Below are 22,765 nucleotides of genomic sequence, written 5' to 3'. Positions count from 1 at the left end.
AACACCTAATTTAACGCTGTAATTACCTTCTCCGACACAAGTACGTAATCTGCATTTTTGGATGGCTTAATATAGAAGCCTACCCGATATTTGCCCGCTTCTTTAAAGTCATAAGTAAACTCAGAGGTTGGAAACCAGAAATTATCCTTCTGTGAGCCTTCAAGCACCTGCGACTGAATATCCTTAACGTTACCAGACGGATCTGTCATGGCTACTTTCACAGCTGAAATCTCTTCAGTCAGGCTATCTACCTGTGTTAATATCTTAATTTTCAGCTTGCCTACGTTGACATTGCCAAAAACCGTATCCCCTTTAAAAAGTACAATATGGACATTAGGTTTAAGAATCGTAACTTTCCCAGAACCGTCCCAAGTAACAACCCCGCCTGTTTCTCTAGCAGGAATGTACGTTTTTCCATCAATTAGATAACCGCCGTCTACAATTTCTTTTCCGTTGCTCCATACTCTAATTTTCTGATTAACGGAATCGGCGAATAATAATGAGCCACCCATTAAGGAAAAAGCAAACACGCACAAAGTGATTTTTTTCCATCTATTCATTTGAGACCCTCCAGATAATTCATGCTGTTAATATATACTTACTTTGTTTCAGCAAGTTGCGCTAATTTTAGGTAAATATTTCATTGATCTTGCGAAAAATGATATTATGGTCTTATTCGAAGCAGAAACATTAGCTATAACCGATTTCAGGAGGGTTCTTTCTTATGAGTCTAAGCCTACAAATGCTAGGAACAGGCAATGCTTTTGCGAAAAAATATTTTAACAACAATGGCTTGCTGCTAGATGAAAATTACACCCTGCTGATTGATTGCGGGATAACAGCCCCGCTTGCCATGCATAGACTTGGAAAATCCTTCAATGACGTAAATGCTACGCTCATTACACATATTCATGCGGATCACGTTGGAGGGCTGGAAGAGCTTGCGCTAACCTTAAAGCATGTGCACGGTAAAAAAATGACCTTGCTGCTTCCTGAGACACTTATAGAGCCCTTGTGGAACAATACATTAAAGGGAGGCTTGTACCAAGAAGATGCTGTATCTTCCTTATCTGATATCTTCGAAGTTAAGCCCTTGCAGCCTGAAATTACCTACAACCTCTCTCCTACTCTTTCATTAGAGATCGTACAAACACCGCATATTCCCGGCAAAAACAGTTATTCCCTTCTAATAAATAACGAGATTTTTTATAGTGCGGACATGACCTTTCAGCCGGATCTACTGATTAGCCTTGTGCGGGAGCGCGGGATCCGGATCATCCTGCATGACTGCCAATTAGGCGGAACAGGCGTTGTTCACACTACGCTGGAAGAGCTGATGTCTCTGCCTAAAGCTGTTCGCGAACGGATCAAGCTCATGCATTATAGCGATGAACAACCAGATTTCGTCGGACTTACAGGGGAGATGGAATTTTTAGAGCAGCATGTGAATTATAAGTTCTGATCTTTGCATATAAAAAAAGCCGTACATAAACGTCTGTTGACGTATGTACGGCTTTTCGTGTTGAACTATGAAAATGTCGGCAAATTATCCAGATTGTTAGTTGGATCTCCATCCGCATCTCCGCGGATATAAGTTTCTCCATCCTTACCTTTAAAAGCGTTCACTCCGGCAATATTTCCGGCCTGTACTTCTTGCAGGGCTTGGTCATACGCCAGCACACGTCCTGTAGAGGTCTGGAAGCTTGTCAAATCGCCATCCCCATTTTTTTGAACAGCTACGAAAGATTCTCGTTCGTTATTTGGCACTTTAGCTCGCCCCTTGCACTTGGATTTGCCATCATTCGGCACATCCTAGCTTGCGTAAAGAGTCCAATAATTATGTGCGCCAATCTTTAAAGCATTTTTTGCATCCGTACATGTAATATACCTGCATCATAGAATGGCTCCGTAGAAATAACTTCATAGCCGAGTTTCTTATAGAAATTCTCTGCCTGACACTGAGCATCTAAAATTGAAGCTTCCAGTCCAAGCTCCCGAGCAAGCTCTTCCATAGCCAGCAACAAGACACGTCCGTATCCTTTGACCCGATAGTCTTTCAATACGGCGATGCGCTGCATTTTAGCAGTACCTGCTTTGTAATAGATCAATCTCCCCGTTGCTACAGGTACCCCTTCATCTATAATCAGAATATGGTGCGCATTCGGACTGATGGAATCGTATTCGTCAATTTCTTCCTCGGCCGGTACCTTTTGTTCCTCAACAAATACTTTAGTGCGGATATCCAGCCCCATCTGAAGCTGTTCCTCTGTAGTTACCCGTAAGATTTCTGCCGCCATGTTAGTTGCAAACTCCTCTCTCTATGTAGCCAACGATAGTTGTCTATTATATAAAATAATGACTAGAAAGAAAAGCCTACATATGGAATCCGTAACCTCTCAGTAGACTAATCCACAGAATATACTTCTTCAGGGATCGAACGGTTATATACGTCTTTCATCACAGGTGATAACGGAGGATACTGACTTTTAGATTTGCCATCCAGATTGGTCATCTCATTGATTTCCATAACTTTTGTGGGTTTCGCCGTAGAACAACCCACTACACCCAGTAGTAACACTAGGCAAACGCCGACTTCCCATTTCACAATTTTAGACATTAAAAAAGCTCCTTTCACCGCAGCTGCAGTTATACTCACTACAGCTTTGACGATTCAGGAGCTTTATAAACAATAGGAGCTATTCATTCCAGTTGCCCTCTTAGAGATTGACGTTTCCAACCAAATGGACTAAATACATCATCCCAACCAGAAAGCCTGCTAAAACAAAATAAGCTGTCCCATATTTCCAACGTGTACTGGCTGGTACATCGTAATACTTATCATTATCATGGACTGTATAGCTGATGTCACAATGCATTTTTAAATGAAGACCATTCTCTAACGTTACTTGCTCCAGCTGCGAAATTCTTACCTTTTCAATAATACATTGCTGTGGCAGTGTAGCTTTGCCATAATAATTCAGCTGATCCCATCTCACCACAACATACTGCTGTCTCTCTAGATCACTGTAGGTGGTAAAAGGTAAATCCCGGCGATGCTCAGCTCCTGGAATCATGTAACCCGCCTCTCTCAAGGGCTCCACTGGAATTAAGAAACCCTTAGTCACAGACTGCGGCCGGTTGTTGTTACGTTTTTTCACAAATTTGTTATACAGATCGTAAGCAAACATTGCCCAGATGATAAAGAACAAAATCGAACGCAAGTAAACGATTATAGCTAAGCCACCGACCAGACCCACAAGCCACAGCCAGCGCGTAACCGCGGTAGCGATACGTCCACCGTCTAGCGGATGGATTGGCAGCAGGTTAATCAAATTAAGCAAAAAGCCTATATAAGCCAGGGAATAAAGAAGCGGACTATCCATATAATATGCCGCTCCAAAAACAGCAGTAGACCCAATAGTACCCAGAATCGGTCCGCCAAAAGCTACATACGCTTCTGTCTTCGCATCCAGCGGATGTTTTTTCATAGTAATTAACGCGCCTAAAAAAGGAATAAATAGCGGAGCGCTGACGGGTAGCCCGATGCGCTTAGCGGCTATAACATGTCCCAATTCATGAACAAGCAAAAGCAGGACGATACCTATGGCAAACCCCCACGGATAAATTAAAGCATATGCCCCTATCGAAACCATCATGGAAATTAACGGCCCGGCAATTTTACCTATTTTCAGCAGAGACAAAATCGCCTTTCCTTTTAACAGGAGCATAGCGGCTCCGCCCCCCAACCATTTCAGCGGAGTAGAAGTATTCTTTTTCTGCTCATTTTGCATTTGCGGCAAGATCACAAGCTCCTTTATCTTTCAATTTTAAAAAACTACTGTACAGTTCCATCTATCTTATCATAGAAGCATTAAGGATATTTCTACAGTGAGCCCTTCGGAAAGTATACGACGCAACTTTTAGAAACGTTTCAGCGTCAAACCAACTATCTTGGATAAATTTTACTGCCAGATAAAGAAAGGGTTGGTTCACATGCTCTCTTTTCACTCCAAAGCTTGGTTATCCGTCTTAATGCTCTCAACACTTTTACTCCCTGCCACCATGTCAGCAAGCTCTTCATTAACTGTATCGGAGTCCTCTGCGCTCGCCCAAGCTTCCTCTGCTAATGCTTCGCAAGTATACTACCAATTTGGCATTCCTGGTGGAAACACAGGCGGACCTGCGCTGCTCAAAAATGGTGTAATCTACGTAGATGCTCGGGGGATCGCTGAGCAAGCTGGCTTAAAAATGGAATGGGATAAATCCGGCAAACGTGCTCTGTTCAAAGGCTGGACTAAAAGTTTTGCTGTTCGAATCGGGAGTCAAACTGGAGTCCTTGACGGGAAAGCGGTAGATCTAGGAGGAATACCTTTTAAATCCAAAGAAGATGGGATATATGTGCCGGCGCGTTTTATCGTTAAGGCTTTCGAAGGCAGCCATCTCCGTCTGGACTCCACAACGAACACACTTTTAGCAGATGATCTGAAAACCTTCAATGTTTTCACAGAATCCTCTGGAGGGCGCACCTATACGTTGGTCAAAGCTAATGGTGATTTATATGTCTCACAAGGCAAGGATACGGTGATAAAACTCACTTCACTCCAAACAAACTTTGACTGGGCAGGAATGAAGATCGAGAAAACGGCGGGGGGGCTGCTAGTCATTAAGATTATTGATTCCTATGGAGAGCCTCATATTAATACACGCGAAATCACACTCATATTCAAAAATGGTGCATTACTACGCAAGGCCACATTCGCCTACCAGTTCAGAGGAGATGCGGATTTCAAACCTTATGATGGCAACCTAATCTTGCATGATGGTAATACCTTACGTTTCATCCAAGACGACACGGGCAATGTAATAGATACTCTTGATCTTGTAAAGCTGGGTGGCGAGGAAGATGCTTACTATGTAGAAGGCATTGATAAAGAAATCATACTGCTTCGTGGAAATCAGAATGGATTGCTTACCTTAATCGACCGCCAAACAGGCGAGCGAACCCTTTTGTATAAGGAGCTACTCACAGCAAAGGATCAGGAATACGCGGAAAATAACGATGTTCCTTTTAAAGGAGATACTTTGAAATTCATAAAGCGGAGCGGTGACAAACTGTATTTTATAAATGATTCCCCTCTTACTGGCAAAAAAGAAGTTATCTACTCCATTGAAGCTCATTCCAATAACTACAAGAATAATACTGATTAGAAAGTACAGTACAAGCATGTGTATTGATTAAAGAACTAATCGAATCCTCCTCAGTGATTATCCCTGAAAATTAACCTTCCTACATATAGGCAAACGCCGTGAACGTTGTAGGCTAAGGACCATAGACTGTTATCAGGATTGAAACATTCGAGGAGGATATCCATGGAATCAAATACAAATTTTCATCAACAGGTCGCTTGGAATTGCATGAATAAATATGTAGGTATAGTAACGACTGATGGTCAATCCTTTGACGGCTTCATCGCTCACGTGGACCAGAACTATATCACCCTTGCGGTTCCCAGCAACGAAATGGTCGATCGTATGAACGGAATGGCTGCTGAGCAATCGAACTATAGACAATTCGGGTTCCAGCCCGGTTTTTACCCAAGACGCCGCTTCTATCCACGCCGTATCCCTTTTTTCGGAATAAGCAGTCTATTTCTACTCCCGTTTTTTATCTGACTCGGTGCAGGGGGATGATGGGTCATCCCCTTTCTAGCTATTAACTACTTAGTCGGAGGAGATAAGAGAAAACACCACTCTACATCTATATTGATTATAAAAAAGAATTGCCATCCTACTCTATCGTATGGTATTATAAATTTCGTCGCAGGACGGTAGCTCAGCGGGAGAGCACTATCTTGACAGGGTAGGGGTCATGGGTTCGAACCCCATCCGTCCTATACGTGAAAGCCTTGAATTTCAAGGCTTTTTTTGTTTTCTATTCACTTATCATTCTATTGAAATCCCTTCGTGATACGAATTTGATACGAATCGTTATTTGCTTTTCATATCAGTTCGTTAGGTCTTCCGGGAAAATATCATCACTTCTACCCTCTAGCCAATTCCTAAATACCGCTTTACTGATATATAATTCCCTTCCTGCTTTTGCAACATGAAATGTGCGTCCCCTAAAAACTCATATAACTTAGCTTGACTCAATTTCATTATTTCCTTTACATGCTTTGGGCGGAGTGTCATCGGGAAGCTTTGCCTATATCTTCTGATCCGTGATGTAATCATATTCGGTTATTATATATCTTTCTTTAATCAAAAATGATTCCATTCGTGGAAGCCTATTTACAATCCTTTCAATTCTCTCACAGTACTCCTTACGTGCTGCTAAACTATCAACATTGTGTATGGCAATATTCGCGGTTTGGTCCGAAGTTGTTCCCGTGTCGCTTCTCGGAGTAGTTGACCATGCTGCTGTCGTGGCTGCTTCGCGTTCCTCAAAAGTTAGGAATTTATTCTCTCGATACTTATCAAAAGCCGCTTCAACCGCAGCTTGCGTCCGTTCTCTATCTATCTCTGGCAGGAAGCTTTGTTGCACCTGCTATCACCTCACTGTAAAAGAATCCCCCGACCGAAGCCGGAGCGTGTACCATCTTAAAACGGCAGATTATCATCATTTTCAGGGATTACCGGACCATTCTTATCTCCTGCAGCAGCTACCTCCTCCAGAGTGAGTTGATCCTTGTCTTCCAATTCAATCGTACCGTCTGGATTAACCTTTCCTCGTACGCCTTCTCTTGACTCTTCATGATCCTCTTCTTCGTCATCACCACGGAACTCCTCGATGCTCATTTGAGATTCAGCGATTTCCAAGACTACATCAGATCCAGCCTTCCGGTAGAATACATAAGAGTTTTCAGAGGATTTATCACCCTTTACGTGGAACTATACAAGTTCCTTTTTGGAATCCTTCGTTTGCTTATTGAAATGTGCTGCTATCTGAACTTTCATTTATAATTACTCCTCTCAAATTTGGGTTTTATGAAAAAATAACGTCTGCAGCTAGTGCAATAATTGAAGCAACACATATTGCTGCCATGTGCATGCCACGTTGCTTGTAAAGAATAGATTCTTTGTCAGCTGCTGAAATAAAAGATAGGATAGCGATAAAAGCAAAAATAATTTCAATCCACGTTGACGTCAGTTCCTCCCTCATTCCGTGATATATTAAATAAGAGGTGAATTTTATGAACGGTAAGAAAGTTATCACTATTCTTTTATCCATCTCTTTACTGGGTGTGATTGCTTACTTCGGAATAGCTTATGGATTACTATGGTATATCTTTAATGGGTAAGAAATGAAGATTATCCATCCCCTTTATAAGTTCAGTACAGCCAAACTATCTCTTATATCCTCCTTGTGGGAGAGAGTCTTTTTTTTGAAATTTGTTATACTTAAATAAAAACTTTTAATGAGGTGTTATCTTGCAATATTTTTTTTTAATACCGTTGGCATTTGTTTTGGCAATTCCCTTGGTTTTACTGTTAAAAGGTGATTATGGAACCAAAAACAAGGTTTCAGATAAAACTAGTAGCATAGAGAAAAAATTAGACAGAATAATAGAATTACTTGAAAAAGATAAGGATGCATAAGCATTTTTATCTTTTTTCATGTCGCAATATGTATCTACTACGTCATAACCTTTGTGAGAGGAGGGCTATTAACCCTCTCTGTCCATGTATCTTCGTACTGTGAGTATCCGATTTTGAATCTGTTATGAGCCGATTTCAAGCGAGACGAACTGATAAAATAACTCAACTCACTGGGACACTCCCAGCGTATTACGCCATCTTTGATATCTTGATATACAAAGGTAAGGATACGAAGTTTGTACATCTGGAGTCCCGGCTACAAGCAAAGGTAAGAATGAGGAACTGGACCAAATCTGGCATACTTCGAAGCCCAGTATTTACAGAGTTTATCGTATAAGCACTAATAGACCCTTCAGGCATAAGCTTGACAGGTTATTTTATGTTTGTTCAGAATCTAAATCGCTACGGGACAAACGTGGCAACTCATAATTTCTAACAACACCTAGCCTCTAAAATTGGTCCCTTTTTTTATTAAAGAATTGGTAAAGGCAGGAGTAGACTCAATTGGTGTACTGGGATCAACTGGAAACTATGCGCATCTTAGTAGAGGGGAGCGTTTGCGTGTCCTTGAGCTTGCTGTTAGTTCTGCTGAAGGGATTCCCGTGATGACAAGCATAAGTGCGATTCGAACTTCAGAAGTACTTCGATTAGCGGAAGATGCACAACAAGCTGGGGCAAGTGCAGTACTCTTGGCTCCTATCTCCTATCAGGCGCTAACAGATGAAGAAGTGTTTTTTGTATACGAACAGGTGACAAGTTCACTCTCCATTCCACTTTGTGTTTATGATAATCCCGGCACTTCACATTTCCATTTCAGTGATGAGCTGCCCAGCAGAATTGCTAGGTCACCTAATGTTTGTTCCATTAAGATTCCCGGCATACCGTCAGAATCTGATAAAGCCAAGTTAAGTGTAGAAAAACTCAGAGCTGTTATTCCACTCCATGTTACGTTTGGAATAAGCGGGAATCCATCTGCATATCTAAGCTTGAGTGCAGGTTGTGACTTATGGTACTCAGTGCTAGGTGGTTTATTTCCGAGGTTATGTCTAGATATCACAAGAATGACTCAAAGTGGCCATTTAGAAGAAGCACAACACCTTACAAAATTACTAGAACCGATCTGGAAGTTATTCAATAGCTACGGTAGCCTTCGAGTGATTTCAGCAGCTGCTGAAATAATTGGCTTAATTAAAAGTCCTAGTCTTCCCTTGCCTTTACAACCATTAAACAAATCCGTTAGGAATCACCTGAATATCATTCTAAAGGAATTAAAGTTTACTGTATAAACTTAATATAATTCATTGGGAAGTATATATGCTGCTCTATAACACTGGTAAGGATCGTTAGTTTTCATCAATATAACAAATACCCCATCAATCTTAAGTGATTGAGGGGGTATTTGTTGTAGACATGCTTATGCCAAAATCACGCTTAAAATATTACAACATTGTCAATTGTCAACTATTTTGCGTTCATTAACAATGAAGTGGGTATTTTATGAATATAATCATCTTATGCAAGGGGGCTTTAATATGAATCTCACACTGATTTTTCACGCAATTGAAACAGAATTACAACTACAAATACATTTAGTCAGTGGAGAGACATATGTTGGTTTTTGTCAGGAGAGCGACTCTTCAGGTTACTTCACAATAAGAACTAAGAGTGGTTTATTTTCTTTTCCTTCTTGGGCGATCAAACGGATTAAAGAAGTGTGATATCGTAGGTTATTTAATGCATGCTCTAAATTCAAATCACTCCCAAACAAAATGAGATCCAGCTAGTTTAATAGATCCGGTGTATCCCCCTCTACAATCCCACCATAATCCATAAGATGACCTATTGGATCTGGTTCCAAACGAAACCAATCCAAGTATGAGTATCCATAGAGTTGCTGGATTCCCCACAATAAAGTATGTCTCTCTGTATTGAAAATCTTTATTGTTCATCAGTACAAAAACTCCTTGTTCTCCGAACTATCTATTTCTTCGCAACCAATCGTTTTTCTGCTTTAAAGTCCTTCTTAATAACTTTATTGTTGTTCATGTAATTATCCCACGAATCATACTTATAATTAGGTGAAAAGTTATGACTAATCACATCGATGTAAATACGACACTAAGTAAACACTTCCCGCTTCTGGCACATTTTTATTGTAAAGACACTTCTTGCATTGTAGCTGTGGCTCTTGAAGAAGAACGTGGACAAAATTGAGATTAACTCCTGACTGTCCTTGGTGAAGGGGAATTATCCGATCTTTTTACAACTCCATAACAACTATCCTCCTAATTCTATAATAACTTGGTGTTAAGATGTATAAAGATTCATCATCTTAGATCCCAATGGAGGTAATCCGATTGAACAAGAAAAAGCGGTTCGCTACATTAGTTGTTATCCTGTTTTCAGCTGGTGTGCTTGCAGCCAGTGCTCTGATCGTCCCTAGCCTGATGAATTCCGTAGTTTTCGCCAAGAACAGTTCGTCAATTCAGGGCAGTAACCGGCTGGCTTTGAGCGAAAGCACGATACCCGTGCTAAAGGTAGAGGCGCCGGCGCCGGTGTCCACCATACAACAAGACCTGTATCAACAGATGACAGCGGCGCAAATCCAGCAAATCTATGACTTTATAGACAAGGCAGAAGATCCCCATATTTCAGGTCGGGAACAAACCGAATCCGAAATCAACCGCAGACAAGTGTTGGACGATAAGTATGTGTATGACGGCCTCCGCCCCAAGCAGCAGCTGCCGTTAAAGGCTGGACAAGCAGATATGTATCTAGATTTAGAAACCAATACGTACACCTACCCGGAGAGGAGTATGACTGATGAGGAACTGTTACAGCTGATTGACTGGTACTACCGGGTGAATTACTTCGTGTCCAAACGAAATCCGACTGTGCCTCAGCTTCAGCCTCAGAAAATCAGCCAGGTTGAAGCTGAGGCACTGGCCTCTGACAGTGTGCGCAAGCTGTTCGATGCCGACGTGTCCAAGCTAAAAACATCGGGAATGCTGATTGAGCTGGGACTAAACAAACGTCCAACCTGGACAGTTCATTTTGCTCCTTACAAGAATCTTACCCTGCTCGGATCAGGCGAGGTATTCTGGGAATATGATGTGTTGATTAATGCAACAACCGGTGCCGTAGAGGATACGACAGCCATTAATTTGGCACTGAAGAGAACTCCCATCGACGACGACGCAGCCGGCACCATCCAGAAGGATGCCAGTTGGATTAATAAAGCCGTGCAGGTCATCACGGACAAACAGGGAGAAACAAGAACCATTGTCAAAGCTTATCTAACCGACACCGAGTTTAACAACAAACGCGGAATGGTGGATGTTAAACTGTTGTTGGAAGATGGAAGTAGCTATATCGCGGAGTTCCGCTATCCCGGTCAGACCCTTCGTTGCCTAATCTATGAAGCTTCTGACAAAGCCAATTAAGCGGAAACGTTACAGAAATACAGCAGTCGGGGCACCGCCGCCACACTGACTTTTTCAAGACCAGTTATTAATGTAATTGTGAGTATTGCGCGAACATCAGATGGTTCTGGTTCAGGTTGATCTGCCTTCTGAGGGGTAGCTGATGCTTCGTTTGAAACTTAACTTTCCATTATTATTCAATGTAGTAACTACATAAAAATTGGTCTTACCGTTAGAAACTGATATATCTAAAAACCTATCTTATTACCAAGAAGCACAGTAGATGAAATATACAACATTAAAGGTTCTGTCTCTAAGAGCAGTATCTGTCGATATGGTGCAGAGGTTACATTTAAAGATGAGATCGGATATCCATATGAGTATGGTGTCTGTAAAACAACCTTTCTGTGATGCTTTAAAGTAATTAATATTTATTGTAGGTATGACTATTGTGCTACACTTCATCCGTATGTTCGAAGGTTCCACCATTTGTAAAATCTAGTGGCCCAAGCATTTCCTACTGTGCATCAAATCTCAGTCGAATGAATAGTACTCAGCAGCCTGATTCTTGTAAATATTAACATTTGATTATAAAATCAAACAAAGGCGGTGTTAACAATGAGATTAGTACTATTCATGTTGGCTGGAGTAGGCGCGATTTTCTATCTCTCATTAGGAATCATCATTGTAAAGGTAATCCTTACAAGAAAATTACCAAATAATAATTACACTCCATTTGACTACATCACGGCCCAATCTCCTGTTGAGTTTCACGATGAGAAAAAAGAGATAGAAGAAAATGCGGACCATGGTGATGATAAGGATAAAAACATCATTTCGTTATCAAAACGACGACCTTCTCTTCCCTGATGCGCAATAGGCTGCTACTTCTTCATAACCTTTGGAGGGATACTCCTACTCCTTTAATGATTTGTATCTTCGTACTGTGACATAAAAAAACTCTTACGTTATAATAGTGTTGAATTAAATATTGAAGGGACTGAACTATGCGCAGATATCGATATCTTAACCCCAAAACAAATAGATAATGGAGGTAATATATTGATTACAGAAATACAAACCAAAAGACTAAAATTAAGAAAAATGAAATTATCTGACTCTGCTAGTTTGTTTAACATTTGGTCTGATCCTGAGGTTACAAAGTTTATGAATATCAATAGTTTCACTGAGGAAAGCCAAGCAGTAGAAATGATTAAAATTCTTAATAACCTGTCTTTGGAAAGCAAAGCTATTCGTTATTCCATAATCGAGTTAGAATCAAATCGCATAATTGGTTCCTGCGGTTATAATTCTATAGATTCTTCAAACGCTAAAGCAGAGATTGGATACGATATTAGTAAAGATTATTGGGGCGAGGGATATGCTCCTGAGGCCATTCAATCTCTGATGGATTATGCGTTCAACACTTTAAATTTCAACAGGATAGAAGCAAAAGTCGAACCCGAAAACAATAATTCCATAAGAGTTTTGCAAAAGTTAAACTATACATTCGAAGGAACAATGAGAAAGTGCGAAATGTCCAAAGGAAAGTTTATTGATTTAAGCATTTTCTCAAAATTAGTAACAGAGTAACTTTTAATGAGTGGGCCTACATTTTTATGGTGTAGGCTTTTTATTTACTTCACGTTGCTCAACTAAATGCGTACTGTGTATTAAGTAGAGCAACTGTTGTCACATCTTCCAAACAGACTCTCCTAGCCCTTTTTTTTTGAAACCAGTAAATTAACACCTCTTTACCGAAAAGATAGCCAGATAAAATCTCGACACAGCCGATTCCGGATCGAGCTTAACCGCCTTCTGCCAGCAGCTCTGGGCTTCTGTTTACAGATATTCAAATTAGGTATTTATTGATAATATTTATTCCTTAAGGAGGTGGACGCACTGTTAATGATCTTTGATAAGTTATTTAATATTTCCAAGGTTGCGGCATATGCAACAATTGCGATGTACACATTCTTCCAGTTTGTACTCACAAAACATAATACGGTAAATGATTTAATCAATAGCAACCTTTTAGTTTATGTCGTAGCTGCTGCTATTCATGAAGCATTACATAATCTATATGACTTTTTATGTGGTCATCTAGAGCGGTAATTCTACTACTACCATACCTCACCAGCCCAGCGTTCCGTTTCCGTTACTTCAATACCTCGACGAAAATAACTCGGAAATACGGGAGCGCGACCGCATGGGTCGCGGGCTCTCCTAAACTGACGATATGTTCGCTAGACAGTTGATTTCCACCGATCGCCTCACTTTCTTTTAATAAACTTTGGCCATACGCAGTACGTGTCAGTGCCATCGGGCCAAAGCTTACCCAGGCACACATCATGGCGCAACAATGGATAGATTTACTTTATTGGTCTCTATTAATCATCTATTTTTTATATGGAGCACTTAATTGACCATCTATTGATTACATTGTATAATACAGGTATATTATGTAAAATAAAGGCAGGTGAGGCTGTTGGATGGAAATATCGATTTAGATTTAGATATAAATCTTCTAGATCTTGATCCAGCCGTAAAAGTTCTTAAAATGATATATTCTTTTGAAAGCTGGCCCAATCTTCTAAAACTAGCAGATACCTTTTTCAACCGAATAACTCAAATTTATAATAATTACACACACAATAATGAACTGGAACTAAAACACCAACGACCTTTAATTTATTATTATGGATACAGCTTGCTTATGTTGGGACTAGCCCACAAAGAAATTGAAAATTATGATAAAGCTCGAACTTACATTAAAGCTTATAGCGATTTGAGTTGGTTCAAGGGATTAGATGCTGAAGGATTAAATGAGGTAGCCTATTATAAGTACATATCAGAACCAAATCTTTTAGAAGTAGAAGTGCTTTCTGGAAATATTCAATTCATAGATCGCTATGTTTCGTTCCTTTTATCCAACTCTAAAGAAGTTCTACCAGGACTAATAACTTTGTTAAAGGCAGCTACTAATTTTGATTTAAACATTGAATCTCACTTAGCTCTTTTCTCTAATAGAATTTCAAAATTTGAGGATACCGCTGCTGATGAAATTATAATAAATTCCTACCAAGAAACTTTTTTTATTAATATGATCAGATATAAAACAAAAATTCAAGATTATAATACAGCTATCAAATATAGCATGAAATTATTAGATTCTGCAGAGGTCACAAACTCTGATAAAATCTTTAAACAAGCAGTAGTATACTTCGAATCATTACGTTCATGTGCTGATGCTACTCAGATTAAAGATTTTGAAGAGAAAATAATAAATTTCAAAGAAAGGGTTGAGTCTCTGTGAAAAAATTTGCCGTCTCTTTATTGTTGGTCCTCACTATCGTCAGCATTGCGCCAGCACTGCCAAGTACCTCACCAGTGGTCTTATTCCACGGAGCAGAACATTAATATCAGAAGTACAGCGCGGGTTAGGAGATTGCTCCTAACCTGTTTTTTATTAAGTGAATTATGTAGTTATTGCAATAACATCCTCCATCTTGAACCAATCCCACTCATCCTCCGACCAGCGGAGTTTAATTCCCTGTTGTTTATCCAGTTTCATCACGATACCTCGTTTTAATATATTCTCCATGGGATCAAACAGAGTGAGTGTAATCGGGCTGTGCTCTTCCATAGAACGATATAACAATTTTTCGAAGCGCTCTATCTCCTGTAGATCTAGAGTGGGTTTTTCACGACGTTCCTGCTCATTATTGTCATCTATAATCCGGTTTTTATGTTCGGGCAATATCATTCTGCTACACTCCCATACGTTCTCTAATTTTTTCATCATGAAGTTGCCCTCCTAATAATCCGTCCAGTAATTCGTTTTGCTACCATCTATCCCCCACTGGAGCTCTTGTGGCTCTGACTTTTTCTTTTTAAACCTAGGGTCAATCCTTTCCCAGCCTTCAATAATTCGGGCGCTCTCTGGTGGAGTGTGCGGGGTCCATTCTATATATTTTTCGTTAACTAATTCCCTAAGCCCACTAATGATCTTACTTGGTGTCCGTCCACTCTTGATTTCTAACTCCTGTAAAGTTGGCATATGAGCATGATGCACGGCAGAGTGGCGCATGATCATTAGTAGCTTTCGGGCGGTGTCACTAAGCATGTCGCTTCATTTGCACAGGCTGCCAAGCAAGAATATTAGCCTCCAGAAATACGCGCGGAGCTCCGGTTGATAAGCAAGTTGCGCGAATATATTCTCCACGAATCCCTTTCACTTCAATTTTACGTTGAGATATCTTACCTGATTTATCTTGGTACACTATTTCAATGGTTTGACCGATTCTTATTTGCATAATTACTCACCTTCCAAGGATAAGAACATTTGTTTGTATTATAACCAAACGTACGTTCGTTAATCAATGTAAAAATATCCCGCCAGGCATGAATTATTACATACAAAGTCATCGCTCAGGTTTATAATTTGTTTTATAAGCATTTATTGCATTTCCGCAAACAAACTAAGGAGTATGAGTGTTTTTTATATGTTATAGGGGGAAACGAATATTAGGACCGATGACTGAGGTTGAAGCTATGCGTGAATGGTTTACTCTCTCCGGTACAGTGAAGGAGATTTATATTATTGAGGTAGATGAGAACGATAAGGTAAGACGCCAGATCGGACCCACAAAGAAGAAAAAGAAATAAATATAAAGGAAAATAACGTAAAAAAGCCCCACCGACCCATTAAGGTTGACGAGGTTGTTTTTAATTTTCAAAAAGGAAACTGAGTAAGCGAGACTATTAACAGTACAATCCCAACAATCGAGGATAGCACAGCCATTTTATCTTTAGTTTTCAAATACAATGCCGCTCCATTAAATATTAAAGCTCCGCACATCCCCAGCATAGTCCAAGAGATTATCACTTGATCCTGACCGCGGAAAAATGTGATTCCCAGAATGATTGTTGCTGCACTGAATAAAATACCGCACACCCTTAGTACTTTCAGCAAAATGTTCACCTCCGAAAAATAAAACACGCTAATCTAATATATTGGTTCCGTCATAAATTAAAATTCATAGATTACTATTCCTATATCTGGTAGAATCAACTAGCAATTATTAGCAGATTTAGGGGGATATAAGATTGAACAAAAAAGCTTTTTTATGCATCGTGGCAACTATTGTAATCCTTTCAGGATGTGGTAGTTCCACAACAAATTCAGAGAAAAAAAATACAACGTCTACAGGAGTTACACCGTCCGAAGCAACAGCCAGCCCTTCAGAGCCCACTCCTGAGCCAAAAAAGAAACTTACAGCTTCCGAGAAACTGGCTCTCAACTATGTGGAGATTTTCCTCAATGGTTCAGATATCGAAGCGAAAAAGAAATTCGTATCCGAAAATATACTTCCAGATGTACAACCCATTTTCCAAATGGCTGAATCTACTGAGACACCCGAGAATAATAAACTTAAGAATCCTACAGTAATTGAAACAGCTGATTATACTGACAAAGATGGCGGAAAAGATAAACTCGTGCTTATCCAAGGTGAGAAGTCTTCCTCCAATAGCGAACTTATCATTTTTATTAAGGATGATAAAGTTGGTTGGGGATATTCGTCTAATGACAAGGACAAGGATGCATTTAACGAAGTGAGGAAACTCTTTAAGGAACCTGTAATTAATACTTCAGATTCAGGTAATGCAGGTACAACTGAACAGTCTCCTGAAGCGACGCTTAAAGAAATCAGTAATTTTGTCGTTTCAGATATTTGGAATGATGGATTTGTTGATATCAGCTGGTATGCAGGTTCAGGAACTGGCTCTACGGGTCAAACAATAGATATAGATTTTACAATCGAGCAATTAGCAAAAGCGATGAACCAAAAAATGGAGTACGATAATTATATCAACAACCTTGATGCAAAATATGATTCAATTAAAAGCATCTGGGCTAAGCTCACGGGTGAGATGGATCGTATGTACAAACAAATCCAAGATACGCCTCCTATTGCAAATGATGCAAACACCAAAATAGATACAGGAATATTCACCCAGTACTTGGAAGCTTTTACTGATGAGGTTGACAAATTACCCAATTCTTAGATTAAAAATAAAATCCCTGCCGGCCGCCACGGTTAGCAGGGATTTTGTTCGGCTTTAATGGCTTGCGACTCAAAATAGTAATCCACCAGAACATAAATGAAACCAGCAATTCCGAAAAAAACAATAGCTGTACTACTATTCAAATGGTATTCCCGTATAAAGCGTTCATCGTACACCTCGTAAAAGAAACCATATCCCGCAATACCACTCAATAAGAATATCATTATGCGGCTTATTAAAGGATTAACTATCTTTCGAATAACCCATGATAAAGGAAGCAGTATAACCGGGTAAAGAAGAACTGAAAAAAGGAACATCAGAAAAATAAAAGCAAACCCAATGTTTTGAAAACCGAAATATTCTGTTGTACTTATTTTATTTCCTTCCCAAAGCTCCAATCCAAAGGCTGCCAGGGTGAATAAAATCGTCGAAATAAACCATAACATTATAGGCTTAACTGCACGCAAAACAATCCCACCATCTTTATGCTTTTTATACTTACAGCCGATTTTTTAAAATTATCATTTCGCACTTGGTTTAGATGGATTACCTTTTTACCTTGCTGAATAATTCTTGCATGTAATCTTCCGTCATGTATTCTCTAAACTCTTTGTCTAATAAGTATATTTCATCTTGATTTATCCATTGGTAGTTAAAAATAGTCCCACAGTCTTCACCTTCTCCTTCTCCAGTGAAGCTCCACTTTTCAGGTAATCTCGTTTCTGGAATTAGAAGGTAGTCATGTCTTTCGACATTCGCATCTATAAAATCCTTATAATAATATTGTGTGCCTATTTTCTTTACTAATTTAAATTGTTTAAGTCCACTTTCTTCTTGAATTTCCCTGAATAACGCTTCTTCTTCTGTTTCCCCGGCATCGATATTTCCACCTACTAATCTAAAGGGTACTTCTGGTTCATTAAGATAGACTAATAAGGTCTTTTCTCCAACTTCATTGTCTTGCAAAATAAATCCGTATACCTTCTTTCTAATCGGTTTCCCTATCTTCATCGTGACACCTCATATCTTCAACATCTCTTCTGGGACTAAGTGGCTCTTCTAATATTGTTTTTCGATCTTTTGCTTCATCCTTATTTACCTGTATCGTAATTATTTTTTTCTTTTTTTGAGCCGGAATCATATGAAAAAAATATTGAAATAGGATTATGAATCACAATTTTTTTCAAGGAATCACACATAATATTTGTTTCACCGATTACTACACTATCATCTAGTACTTCAAGTTTATACTTTTCCTTTTGACTTTTTATCGAAATAAATAGAAAAGGAAAAACTGGCAGTTTGTGTCCAACATACTTACGCCTCTATTCATCACCTTAATTATTTCACTTTGGATATTATATCATTAATTCCCATCTTTTATAGGTATGGTCTCCCTTTGGAAGGGTTAATTGTCTTGTAATATGGGTAATCCATCTTCTCTTGAATTTCTCGAACTACATTTTCATTAGTAAGCGATTCTATGAAATATAAACCCAGATCAATTGAAGCTGCTACTCCTCCCCCAGTAAAAACATTTCCATCCCTTACGAACCGTTCCTTAACTACTTCGGAACAATAAGGTGCTAATAGTTCATATGCAGAAGGGTTGGTAGTCGCCTTCTTCTGATTTAAGAAACCGGCAGCTCCCAAAATCAAAGCCCCTGTACACACTGACACCTTGTAATCAACCTCTCGAGCAGTCTGAATCCATGTTATAAAATCAGTATCGAATCTAAGTTGTCGAGTGGATAACCCTCCAGGGATAAATATCAAATCATAGGCTGACAGATCAGGGGAAACCTGGTTTATTTTCAACGTCAATCCTCGATCATCCGTGACTTCTTCCTTGTTGGAACAAAAATCCCACGATACATTTTCTATCGCCTTTAGAACTCCCATCCGGGTAACCGCATCGTAAAAACCAACAAAATCTAACGTAGTCATCCCGTCAAATAGAATATAAGCCATCTTCAGCATTTTCATTCTACACACTCCTTCGATACTTTTCGGCGAAATTCATTGGGGGTTATCCCGTATTCATTTTTAAAAACACGATAGAAAGAGCGCAAACTGTTGAATCCGGAATCAAACGCAATATCCGTGACCGGATGGGTAGTGGATAACAGCAGCATATGAGCAAAGGCTACCCGTTGGCCATTGATGTAATCACGAAATGAAATATGAAACTGCTCAGAAAAGATTCGGGAAATGATAAATTTACTAATGCCAAGCTCTCTTGAAAGCGTATCCAGATTTATGTGATCTAAAAAATGCATGTCGATGTAAGCAAGGATTTTGGGGACGAGATCCATTTCTTTTTTGTAGTCTACTTTTTTCATTAGCAGTAACGGCAGAGCGTGCCCTAATACTACAGAGGTATAAGCCTTGAGCAGACGAACATCACATTGTTCTTTATATAGTTTATACAAGGTTGCCAGCAGATCTTGAAGCACCTTTTGTTTCGAAACTATAGGGTTATCCGGAACACGATTAAGCAAATCCCCCGCAAAATCCCCCGGAAACGTGGCGTCAAAAAAGAACAGCAGGATCTGGCTTTTCTCTATGGTTTTGTAGCTGTGAGGTTGATTGGAAAAAATAATCGCTATGTCTCCTTCAGACAAATCATACTCTTTTCCATTGATGTTGATATTGATTTTGCCGGACAAAACCATTGTTATCTCTACATTTTTGTGTAGATGAAGAGGATAAGTGTTATTGGTAGAAATAAAGGAGTGAAACGCCTGGTCACGATGCTGATATTTAATATTCATGTTTTTCTCCCTATCGTCATGGAATGCCAAGCACTATAGCTGCTGTAATACTAAGAACATAATATGAATTTGTTCGTTTGCGCAAGAACCAAAGAGCAATAGTTGGCACAAAAAAAGATTTTTTTGGCAGGTAAATACGCCCTAAAAGTTTTAAAGTATTACCAGTAAGCTGCTTGTCGCAGACCAGTAACATTTCACTGAGAGGAGGAAGTATAACAGGAACAGCATTCAGCGATAAGACTGTATCCATGTTATACGTCAAAAAGATGAAATGGAAGAGTAAAAAATCAGGTAAGGTTATGGGTGTCTTATTGAGTTTTTCGGTAGCGTTTTCATTTTTAGGAGGTCACACACTTGCAACTTCAGGGCAGACAGACGGAGACAAAAGTTTTGCGGGTGCCTCTATTCTTGCTTTTCCTGGCGCGGAAGGTGGCGGCGCCTATACGAGCGGTGGTCGAGGAGGCGATGTATACATCGTAACTACCCTTGAAGATTACGCTGTAAAAGACAAACCGATTGCAGGCTCCCTTCGCTATGGGATTTTATCTACTCCTAAAGAGGGTCGTACAATTGTTTTTCATGTTTCCGGAACGATTGAACTGAAGAGCACGTTAAGTCTCAATAATATTAAAAACCTGACCATCGCTGGGCAAACCGCTCCAGGCAACGGAATTACCATTGCAGGTTGGGATACCAATATCAGCAATTCAGAGAATATCATCATACGCTACACCTCTTTCCGTCCGGGTGCCACTAATGTGTATAATGGCAGCGATTCAATGGATGCGCTTTGGGGGAGAGACAACAACTACTTCCTCATTGACCATTGTTCCTTCAGTTGGAACACAGATGAAACTCTATCTTTATATAGAGGCGAAAATGGCACGATCCAGTGGTCCATTATTTCCGAAAGTCTGACTCTATCCGGGCATTCCAAAGGAAGACATGGCTACGGTGGTATTTCAGGCGGAGACAAAACAACATTCCATCACAATCTGTATGCGAACCATACCTCGCGAAACCCAAGACTAGGCGGCGGTTACGCAGGTGCTGCAGATGCTGATCATGTGGCGGTTGTTCAGTTCTCGAACAATGTAATTTACAATTGGGGCTTTAACGGCACTTATGGCGGAGGTTTTACTTTTACTAACTTTATGAACAATATCGAAATTGCCGGTCCAGGTACAAGAGATAATGTAACTAACAGAGTCATTGATGCCGGTGAAGCTACCAAGCTGGGCGGTTTCTACATCGCTGGAAACAGAATTAACGGCAAGCTCACAGGCTTACTGAATGATTCTTCAGATTATGTGAAATTTTCCGGTGTACAGAGTGGTGAACAAAAGACGACCCTTGCAGCCACACCATATCTTTCCGCGGACAGTACTGGAGTTAACCATGGTATTACCAATAAAGCATTTGATAATTATGTTAAGACCGGCGTAAAGCAAGCAAATGAATCACTATTAAAAAGCATTCTGCAACAAGCCGGAGCTACCTATCCACGTCGCGATGCGATCGATGCAAGAATTGTGGCAGAAGTCGAGCAGAACTCGGGAAGATATATCAACACTGAACATGAAGTCGGGGGTTACATTTCAGACTTTGGCTTCATCGAGGCACAATATGATAAGCAATTTGACACTAATCAAAACGGAATAGACGACAAGTGGGAAAAGAAAAATAAAATCTGGGGCATCAAGGATGCATACAAAACGGTTACTAAAAATGATTACACCTGGCTTGAGCTTTATATTAACGGTCTAGTTGATATGAAACACGTCGCCGACAACCCCGCTGCTAAGCTTTTGGCGCCAGAAAACAATGCACAATTTGTTACCGGGAAAGAGGTCGAAGTTAAAATTAACGCTTCCCCTAAATCCGGAAACAAAATAAAAAAAGTTGCTGTATATAATGGCTCTAAATATCTTGGGGAAGCAGTCAAAAAAGGCAACACATATACGTATACCCTCAAGAATTTAACGGATGCTTCATACTATATCTCTGCAAGAGTGACCGATACCCAAGGAAATGAGACGCAGACCACAGCTGCTAACATTCATGTCAATACCGCTACCTCTTCCCTGGCTGGAAAGAGTTGGACTACAGCAGATATCGGTGATCCGTACATTAAGGGTTCCGGAAGTATGACAAATGATGTGCTTACCGTTAAAGGCAACGGAAAGCTTGGAAAAAGTGAAGGTGGCACAGAACGTTCTGAAGCGAACAATGCAACCAAAGATGACTTCCACTTCGTGTATAAAGAAATGAACGGAGATATGGAATTTACCGCGAAGCTCGAAGAAATCGGGGCCGTTGACAACCATGCCTTCACCGGGCTAATGATCCGCGATGACTTGAATAAAGACAGTGCCGCGGCGGCCCTTGGTATCTCCTATGTGAAGTTGTCCAAAGAAACCAGCTGGTCATCTTATCTGACGGGCAGAAACATTAAGGGCGGAGGATTTGATGAATTAACTGAAACTTTAGACAGCGTATCAGCTGCTGAAAAAGCTGGCATTCAACTTGTTCCAGATATTCCGTTCAAAATAAATGGTGTGGAGCAAGGGTATTGGCTCAAACTTGGCCGTAAGGGAGATGTTTTTTATGCTTACGGATCAACGGACGGAAAAGACTGGAAGTTAATTGGCGAGCGAACTATTGCTATGGATGGTTCGGTATATGTCGGATTTGCCGTTGACAGTAATGATGTTGCCAATAAGATTGAGCAACTGAACTATGCTAAGTTCTCTAACATTACTGTGGAGAATACATTCACTCCAATAGGTGACTCAGCGGTAAATAAATAGCGTCTGTTCATCTACACAGTTCCAAAAACACGGAAGCCAGTAAAGCGGCTTCCGTGTTTTTATTGATATCCGACTGGACCAACACAATATA

26 protein-coding genes, 1 tRNA gene and 1 pseudogene are annotated in these 22,765 nt (G+C 40.0%); 14 read left to right on the top strand and 14 right to left on the bottom strand.

Annotated features, from left to right (window positions below):
* Window positions 1–5: 5 nt before the first annotated feature.
* A complete protein-coding gene (locus tag NYE72_RS12070) occupies window positions 6–560 on the bottom strand; it encodes a copper amine oxidase (protein WP_036686116.1) in 555 nt (184 codons plus the stop codon).
* 164 nt (window positions 561–724) lie between these two features.
* Here NYE72_RS12070 and NYE72_RS12065 point away from each other — a divergent pair, with 164 nt between their 5' ends.
* Complete coding sequence (locus tag NYE72_RS12065; RefSeq protein WP_076179319.1) at window positions 725–1,462, top strand: MBL fold metallo-hydrolase; 738 nt, start codon at window positions 725–727, stop codon at window positions 1,460–1,462.
* A gap of 65 nt (window positions 1,463–1,527) precedes the next feature.
* Here the strand turns inward: NYE72_RS12065 and NYE72_RS12060 are convergent, their stop codons facing one another.
* From NYE72_RS12060 to NYE72_RS12045, 4 genes are all read right to left on the bottom strand, one after another.
* Window positions 1,528–1,767: a DUF3892 domain-containing protein gene (locus tag NYE72_RS12060; protein WP_036686113.1), complete on the bottom strand. Its 240-nt coding sequence runs from the start codon at window positions 1,765–1,767 to the stop codon at window positions 1,528–1,530.
* Window positions 1,768–1,853: 86 nt separating this feature from the next.
* Window positions 1,854–2,297, bottom strand: a complete 444-nt coding sequence (locus NYE72_RS12055) for a GNAT family N-acetyltransferase (RefSeq protein WP_076179320.1) — start codon at window positions 2,295–2,297, stop codon at window positions 1,854–1,856.
* Window positions 2,298–2,404: 107 nt separating this feature from the next.
* Window positions 2,405–2,617 (bottom strand): hypothetical protein, encoded by a 213-nt coding sequence (locus tag NYE72_RS12050; RefSeq protein WP_036686109.1) that lies wholly within the window; start codon window positions 2,615–2,617, stop codon window positions 2,405–2,407.
* Window positions 2,618–2,717: 100 nt separating this feature from the next.
* Complete coding sequence (locus NYE72_RS12045; RefSeq protein ID WP_076179338.1) at window positions 2,718–3,791, bottom strand: site-2 protease family protein; 1,074 nt, start codon at window positions 3,789–3,791, stop codon at window positions 2,718–2,720.
* Between the two features lie 202 nt (window positions 3,792–3,993).
* Here NYE72_RS12045 and NYE72_RS12040 point away from each other — a divergent pair, with 202 nt between their 5' ends.
* From NYE72_RS12040 to NYE72_RS12030, 3 genes are all read left to right on the top strand, one after another.
* Window positions 3,994–5,208 carry a copper amine oxidase N-terminal domain-containing protein gene (locus tag NYE72_RS12040; RefSeq protein ID WP_081383637.1) on the top strand — a complete coding sequence of 405 codons (1,215 nt, stop codon included), beginning with the start codon at window positions 3,994–3,996 and terminating at the stop codon, window positions 5,206–5,208.
* A gap of 162 nt (window positions 5,209–5,370) precedes the next feature.
* Window positions 5,371–5,673, top strand: a complete 303-nt coding sequence (locus tag NYE72_RS12035) for a phosphatidylinositol kinase (protein WP_076104778.1) — start codon at window positions 5,371–5,373, stop codon at window positions 5,671–5,673.
* Between the two features lie 149 nt (window positions 5,674–5,822).
* Window positions 5,823–5,894 (top strand) — tRNA-Val (locus NYE72_RS12030).
* A 311-nt stretch (window positions 5,895–6,205) separates the two neighbouring features.
* On the opposite strand, the gene NYE72_RS12025 is transcribed toward NYE72_RS12030, so the two are convergent.
* Together NYE72_RS12025 and NYE72_RS12020 are read right to left on the bottom strand one after the other, a co-directional pair.
* Window positions 6,206–6,544: an ArpU family phage packaging/lysis transcriptional regulator gene (locus NYE72_RS12025; protein WP_076179321.1), complete on the bottom strand. Its 339-nt coding sequence runs from the start codon at window positions 6,542–6,544 to the stop codon at window positions 6,206–6,208.
* Window positions 6,545–6,600: 56 nt separating this feature from the next.
* On the bottom strand, window positions 6,601–6,819 hold the full coding sequence (locus NYE72_RS12020) for a hypothetical protein (RefSeq protein ID WP_076179322.1): 219 nt from the start codon (window positions 6,817–6,819) through the stop codon (window positions 6,601–6,603).
* 612 nt (window positions 6,820–7,431) lie between these two features.
* Between NYE72_RS12020 and NYE72_RS12015 the strand changes: the two genes are divergently transcribed.
* The 8 genes and pseudogenes from NYE72_RS12015 to NYE72_RS11980 all read left to right on the top strand — a co-directional run bounded on the left by NYE72_RS12015 (window position 7,432) and on the right by NYE72_RS11980 (window position 14,337).
* Window positions 7,432–7,599 (top strand): hypothetical protein, encoded by a 168-nt coding sequence (locus tag NYE72_RS12015; RefSeq protein ID WP_155288124.1) that lies wholly within the window; start codon window positions 7,432–7,434, stop codon window positions 7,597–7,599.
* A 470-nt stretch (window positions 7,600–8,069) separates the two neighbouring features.
* Window positions 8,070–8,885 (top strand): annotated as a pseudogene (locus NYE72_RS12010) (dihydrodipicolinate synthase family protein); the annotation flags it as partial.
* Between the two features lie 246 nt (window positions 8,886–9,131).
* Complete coding sequence (locus NYE72_RS12005) at window positions 9,132–9,317, top strand: hypothetical protein (RefSeq protein ID WP_038570197.1); 186 nt, start codon at window positions 9,132–9,134, stop codon at window positions 9,315–9,317.
* A 370-nt stretch (window positions 9,318–9,687) separates the two neighbouring features.
* Window positions 9,688–9,813, top strand: coding sequence for a hypothetical protein (locus NYE72_RS12000; protein ID WP_256715481.1), 126 nt, complete (start codon window positions 9,688–9,690; stop codon window positions 9,811–9,813).
* Between the two features lie 143 nt (window positions 9,814–9,956).
* Entirely contained in the window at window positions 9,957–11,042 is a 1,086-nt protein-coding gene (locus tag NYE72_RS11995; protein ID WP_339211822.1) for a hypothetical protein, read from the top strand.
* A gap of 597 nt (window positions 11,043–11,639) precedes the next feature.
* A complete protein-coding gene (locus tag NYE72_RS11990; protein ID WP_036686019.1) occupies window positions 11,640–11,891 on the top strand; it encodes a DUF3951 domain-containing protein in 252 nt (83 codons plus the stop codon).
* A gap of 192 nt (window positions 11,892–12,083) precedes the next feature.
* Window positions 12,084–12,614, top strand: a complete 531-nt coding sequence (locus NYE72_RS11985) for a GNAT family protein (RefSeq protein ID WP_076100647.1) — start codon at window positions 12,084–12,086, stop codon at window positions 12,612–12,614.
* An 895-nt stretch (window positions 12,615–13,509) separates the two neighbouring features.
* Window positions 13,510–14,337: a hypothetical protein gene (locus tag NYE72_RS11980; RefSeq protein WP_038570183.1), complete on the top strand. Its 828-nt coding sequence runs from the start codon at window positions 13,510–13,512 to the stop codon at window positions 14,335–14,337.
* Between the two features lie 162 nt (window positions 14,338–14,499).
* Here NYE72_RS11980 and NYE72_RS11975 read toward each other — a convergent pair whose 3' ends face one another.
* From NYE72_RS11975 to NYE72_RS11965, 3 genes are all read right to left on the bottom strand, one after another.
* Complete coding sequence (locus NYE72_RS11975) at window positions 14,500–14,826, bottom strand: YolD-like family protein (protein WP_036686011.1); 327 nt, start codon at window positions 14,824–14,826, stop codon at window positions 14,500–14,502.
* A 313-nt stretch (window positions 14,827–15,139) separates the two neighbouring features.
* Window positions 15,140–15,340 carry a hypothetical protein gene (locus NYE72_RS11970; protein ID WP_036686009.1) on the bottom strand — a complete coding sequence of 67 codons (201 nt, stop codon included), beginning with the start codon at window positions 15,338–15,340 and terminating at the stop codon, window positions 15,140–15,142.
* 416 nt (window positions 15,341–15,756) lie between these two features.
* On the bottom strand, window positions 15,757–15,996 hold the full coding sequence (locus NYE72_RS11965; RefSeq protein ID WP_036686008.1) for a hypothetical protein: 240 nt from the start codon (window positions 15,994–15,996) through the stop codon (window positions 15,757–15,759).
* 134 nt (window positions 15,997–16,130) lie between these two features.
* On the opposite strand from NYE72_RS11965, the gene NYE72_RS11960 reads away from it, so the two are divergent.
* Complete coding sequence (locus NYE72_RS11960; RefSeq protein WP_081383640.1) at window positions 16,131–17,090, top strand: hypothetical protein; 960 nt, start codon at window positions 16,131–16,133, stop codon at window positions 17,088–17,090.
* A 32-nt stretch (window positions 17,091–17,122) separates the two neighbouring features.
* On the opposite strand, the gene NYE72_RS11955 is transcribed toward NYE72_RS11960, so the two are convergent.
* The 4 genes from NYE72_RS11955 to NYE72_RS11940 form a co-directional block, all read right to left on the bottom strand.
* Complete coding sequence (locus NYE72_RS11955; protein WP_256715932.1) at window positions 17,123–17,557, bottom strand: hypothetical protein; 435 nt, start codon at window positions 17,555–17,557, stop codon at window positions 17,123–17,125.
* A 79-nt stretch (window positions 17,558–17,636) separates the two neighbouring features.
* Window positions 17,637–18,101 carry an NUDIX domain-containing protein gene (locus NYE72_RS11950; RefSeq protein ID WP_076224008.1) on the bottom strand — a complete coding sequence of 155 codons (465 nt, stop codon included), beginning with the start codon at window positions 18,099–18,101 and terminating at the stop codon, window positions 17,637–17,639.
* Between the two features lie 369 nt (window positions 18,102–18,470).
* Complete coding sequence (locus tag NYE72_RS11945; RefSeq protein ID WP_076224054.1) at window positions 18,471–19,067, bottom strand: DJ-1/PfpI family protein; 597 nt, start codon at window positions 19,065–19,067, stop codon at window positions 18,471–18,473.
* Between the two features lie 5 nt (window positions 19,068–19,072).
* Window positions 19,073–19,864 (bottom strand): AraC family transcriptional regulator, encoded by a 792-nt coding sequence (locus NYE72_RS11940; RefSeq protein ID WP_339211821.1) that lies wholly within the window; start codon window positions 19,862–19,864, stop codon window positions 19,073–19,075.
* Window positions 19,865–20,112: 248 nt separating this feature from the next.
* On the opposite strand from NYE72_RS11940, the gene NYE72_RS11935 reads away from it, so the two are divergent.
* On the top strand, window positions 20,113–22,674 hold the full coding sequence (locus NYE72_RS11935) for an Ig-like domain-containing protein (protein WP_339211820.1): 2,562 nt from the start codon (window positions 20,113–20,115) through the stop codon (window positions 22,672–22,674).
* Window positions 22,675–22,765: the final 91 nt, after the last annotated feature.

Source organism: Paenibacillus sp. FSL L8-0333 (assembly GCF_037965665.1).
In the GTDB taxonomy this organism is placed as follows: Bacteria; Bacillota; Bacilli; order Paenibacillales; family Paenibacillaceae; genus Paenibacillus_AQ; species Paenibacillus_AQ odorifer.
Note: the sequence above shows the minus strand (reverse complement) of the source record. Positions and strands in the feature narration are given on the sequence as shown.

Bases quoted from the DNA above. Each gene is read 5' to 3' on its own strand.
- NYE72_RS12050 (WP_036686109.1), bottom strand. From the start codon at position 2,617: ATGTCTAAAATTGTGAAATGGGAAGTCGGCGTTTGCCTAGTGTTACTA.
- NYE72_RS12000 (WP_256715481.1), top strand. From the start codon at position 9,688: ATGACTAATCACATCGATGTAAATACGACACTAAGTAAACACTTCCCG.
- NYE72_RS12045 (WP_076179338.1), bottom strand. From the start codon at position 3,791: ATGCAAAATGAGCAGAAAAAGAATACTTCTACTCCGCTGAAATGGTTG.
- NYE72_RS12040 (WP_081383637.1), top strand. From the start codon at position 3,994: ATGCTCTCTTTTCACTCCAAAGCTTGGTTATCCGTCTTAATGCTCTCA.
- NYE72_RS12055 (WP_076179320.1), bottom strand. From the start codon at position 2,297: ATGGCGGCAGAAATCTTACGGGTAACTACAGAGGAACAGCTTCAGATG.
- NYE72_RS11990 (WP_036686019.1), top strand. From the start codon at position 11,640: ATGAGATTAGTACTATTCATGTTGGCTGGAGTAGGCGCGATTTTCTAT.
- NYE72_RS12065 (WP_076179319.1), top strand. From the start codon at position 725: ATGAGTCTAAGCCTACAAATGCTAGGAACAGGCAATGCTTTTGCGAAA.
- NYE72_RS12070 (WP_036686116.1), bottom strand. From the start codon at position 560: ATGAATAGATGGAAAAAAATCACTTTGTGCGTGTTTGCTTTTTCCTTA.
- NYE72_RS11975 (WP_036686011.1), bottom strand. From the start codon at position 14,826: ATGATGAAAAAATTAGAGAACGTATGGGAGTGTAGCAGAATGATATTG.
- NYE72_RS12005 (WP_038570197.1), top strand. From the start codon at position 9,132: ATGAATCTCACACTGATTTTTCACGCAATTGAAACAGAATTACAACTA.
- NYE72_RS11940 (WP_339211821.1), bottom strand. From the start codon at position 19,864: ATGAATATTAAATATCAGCATCGTGACCAGGCGTTTCACTCCTTTATT.
- NYE72_RS11950 (WP_076224008.1), bottom strand. From the start codon at position 18,101: ATGAAGATAGGGAAACCGATTAGAAAGAAGGTATACGGATTTATTTTG.
- NYE72_RS11935 (WP_339211820.1), top strand. From the start codon at position 20,113: ATGTTATACGTCAAAAAGATGAAATGGAAGAGTAAAAAATCAGGTAAG.
- NYE72_RS12035 (WP_076104778.1), top strand. From the start codon at position 5,371: ATGGAATCAAATACAAATTTTCATCAACAGGTCGCTTGGAATTGCATG.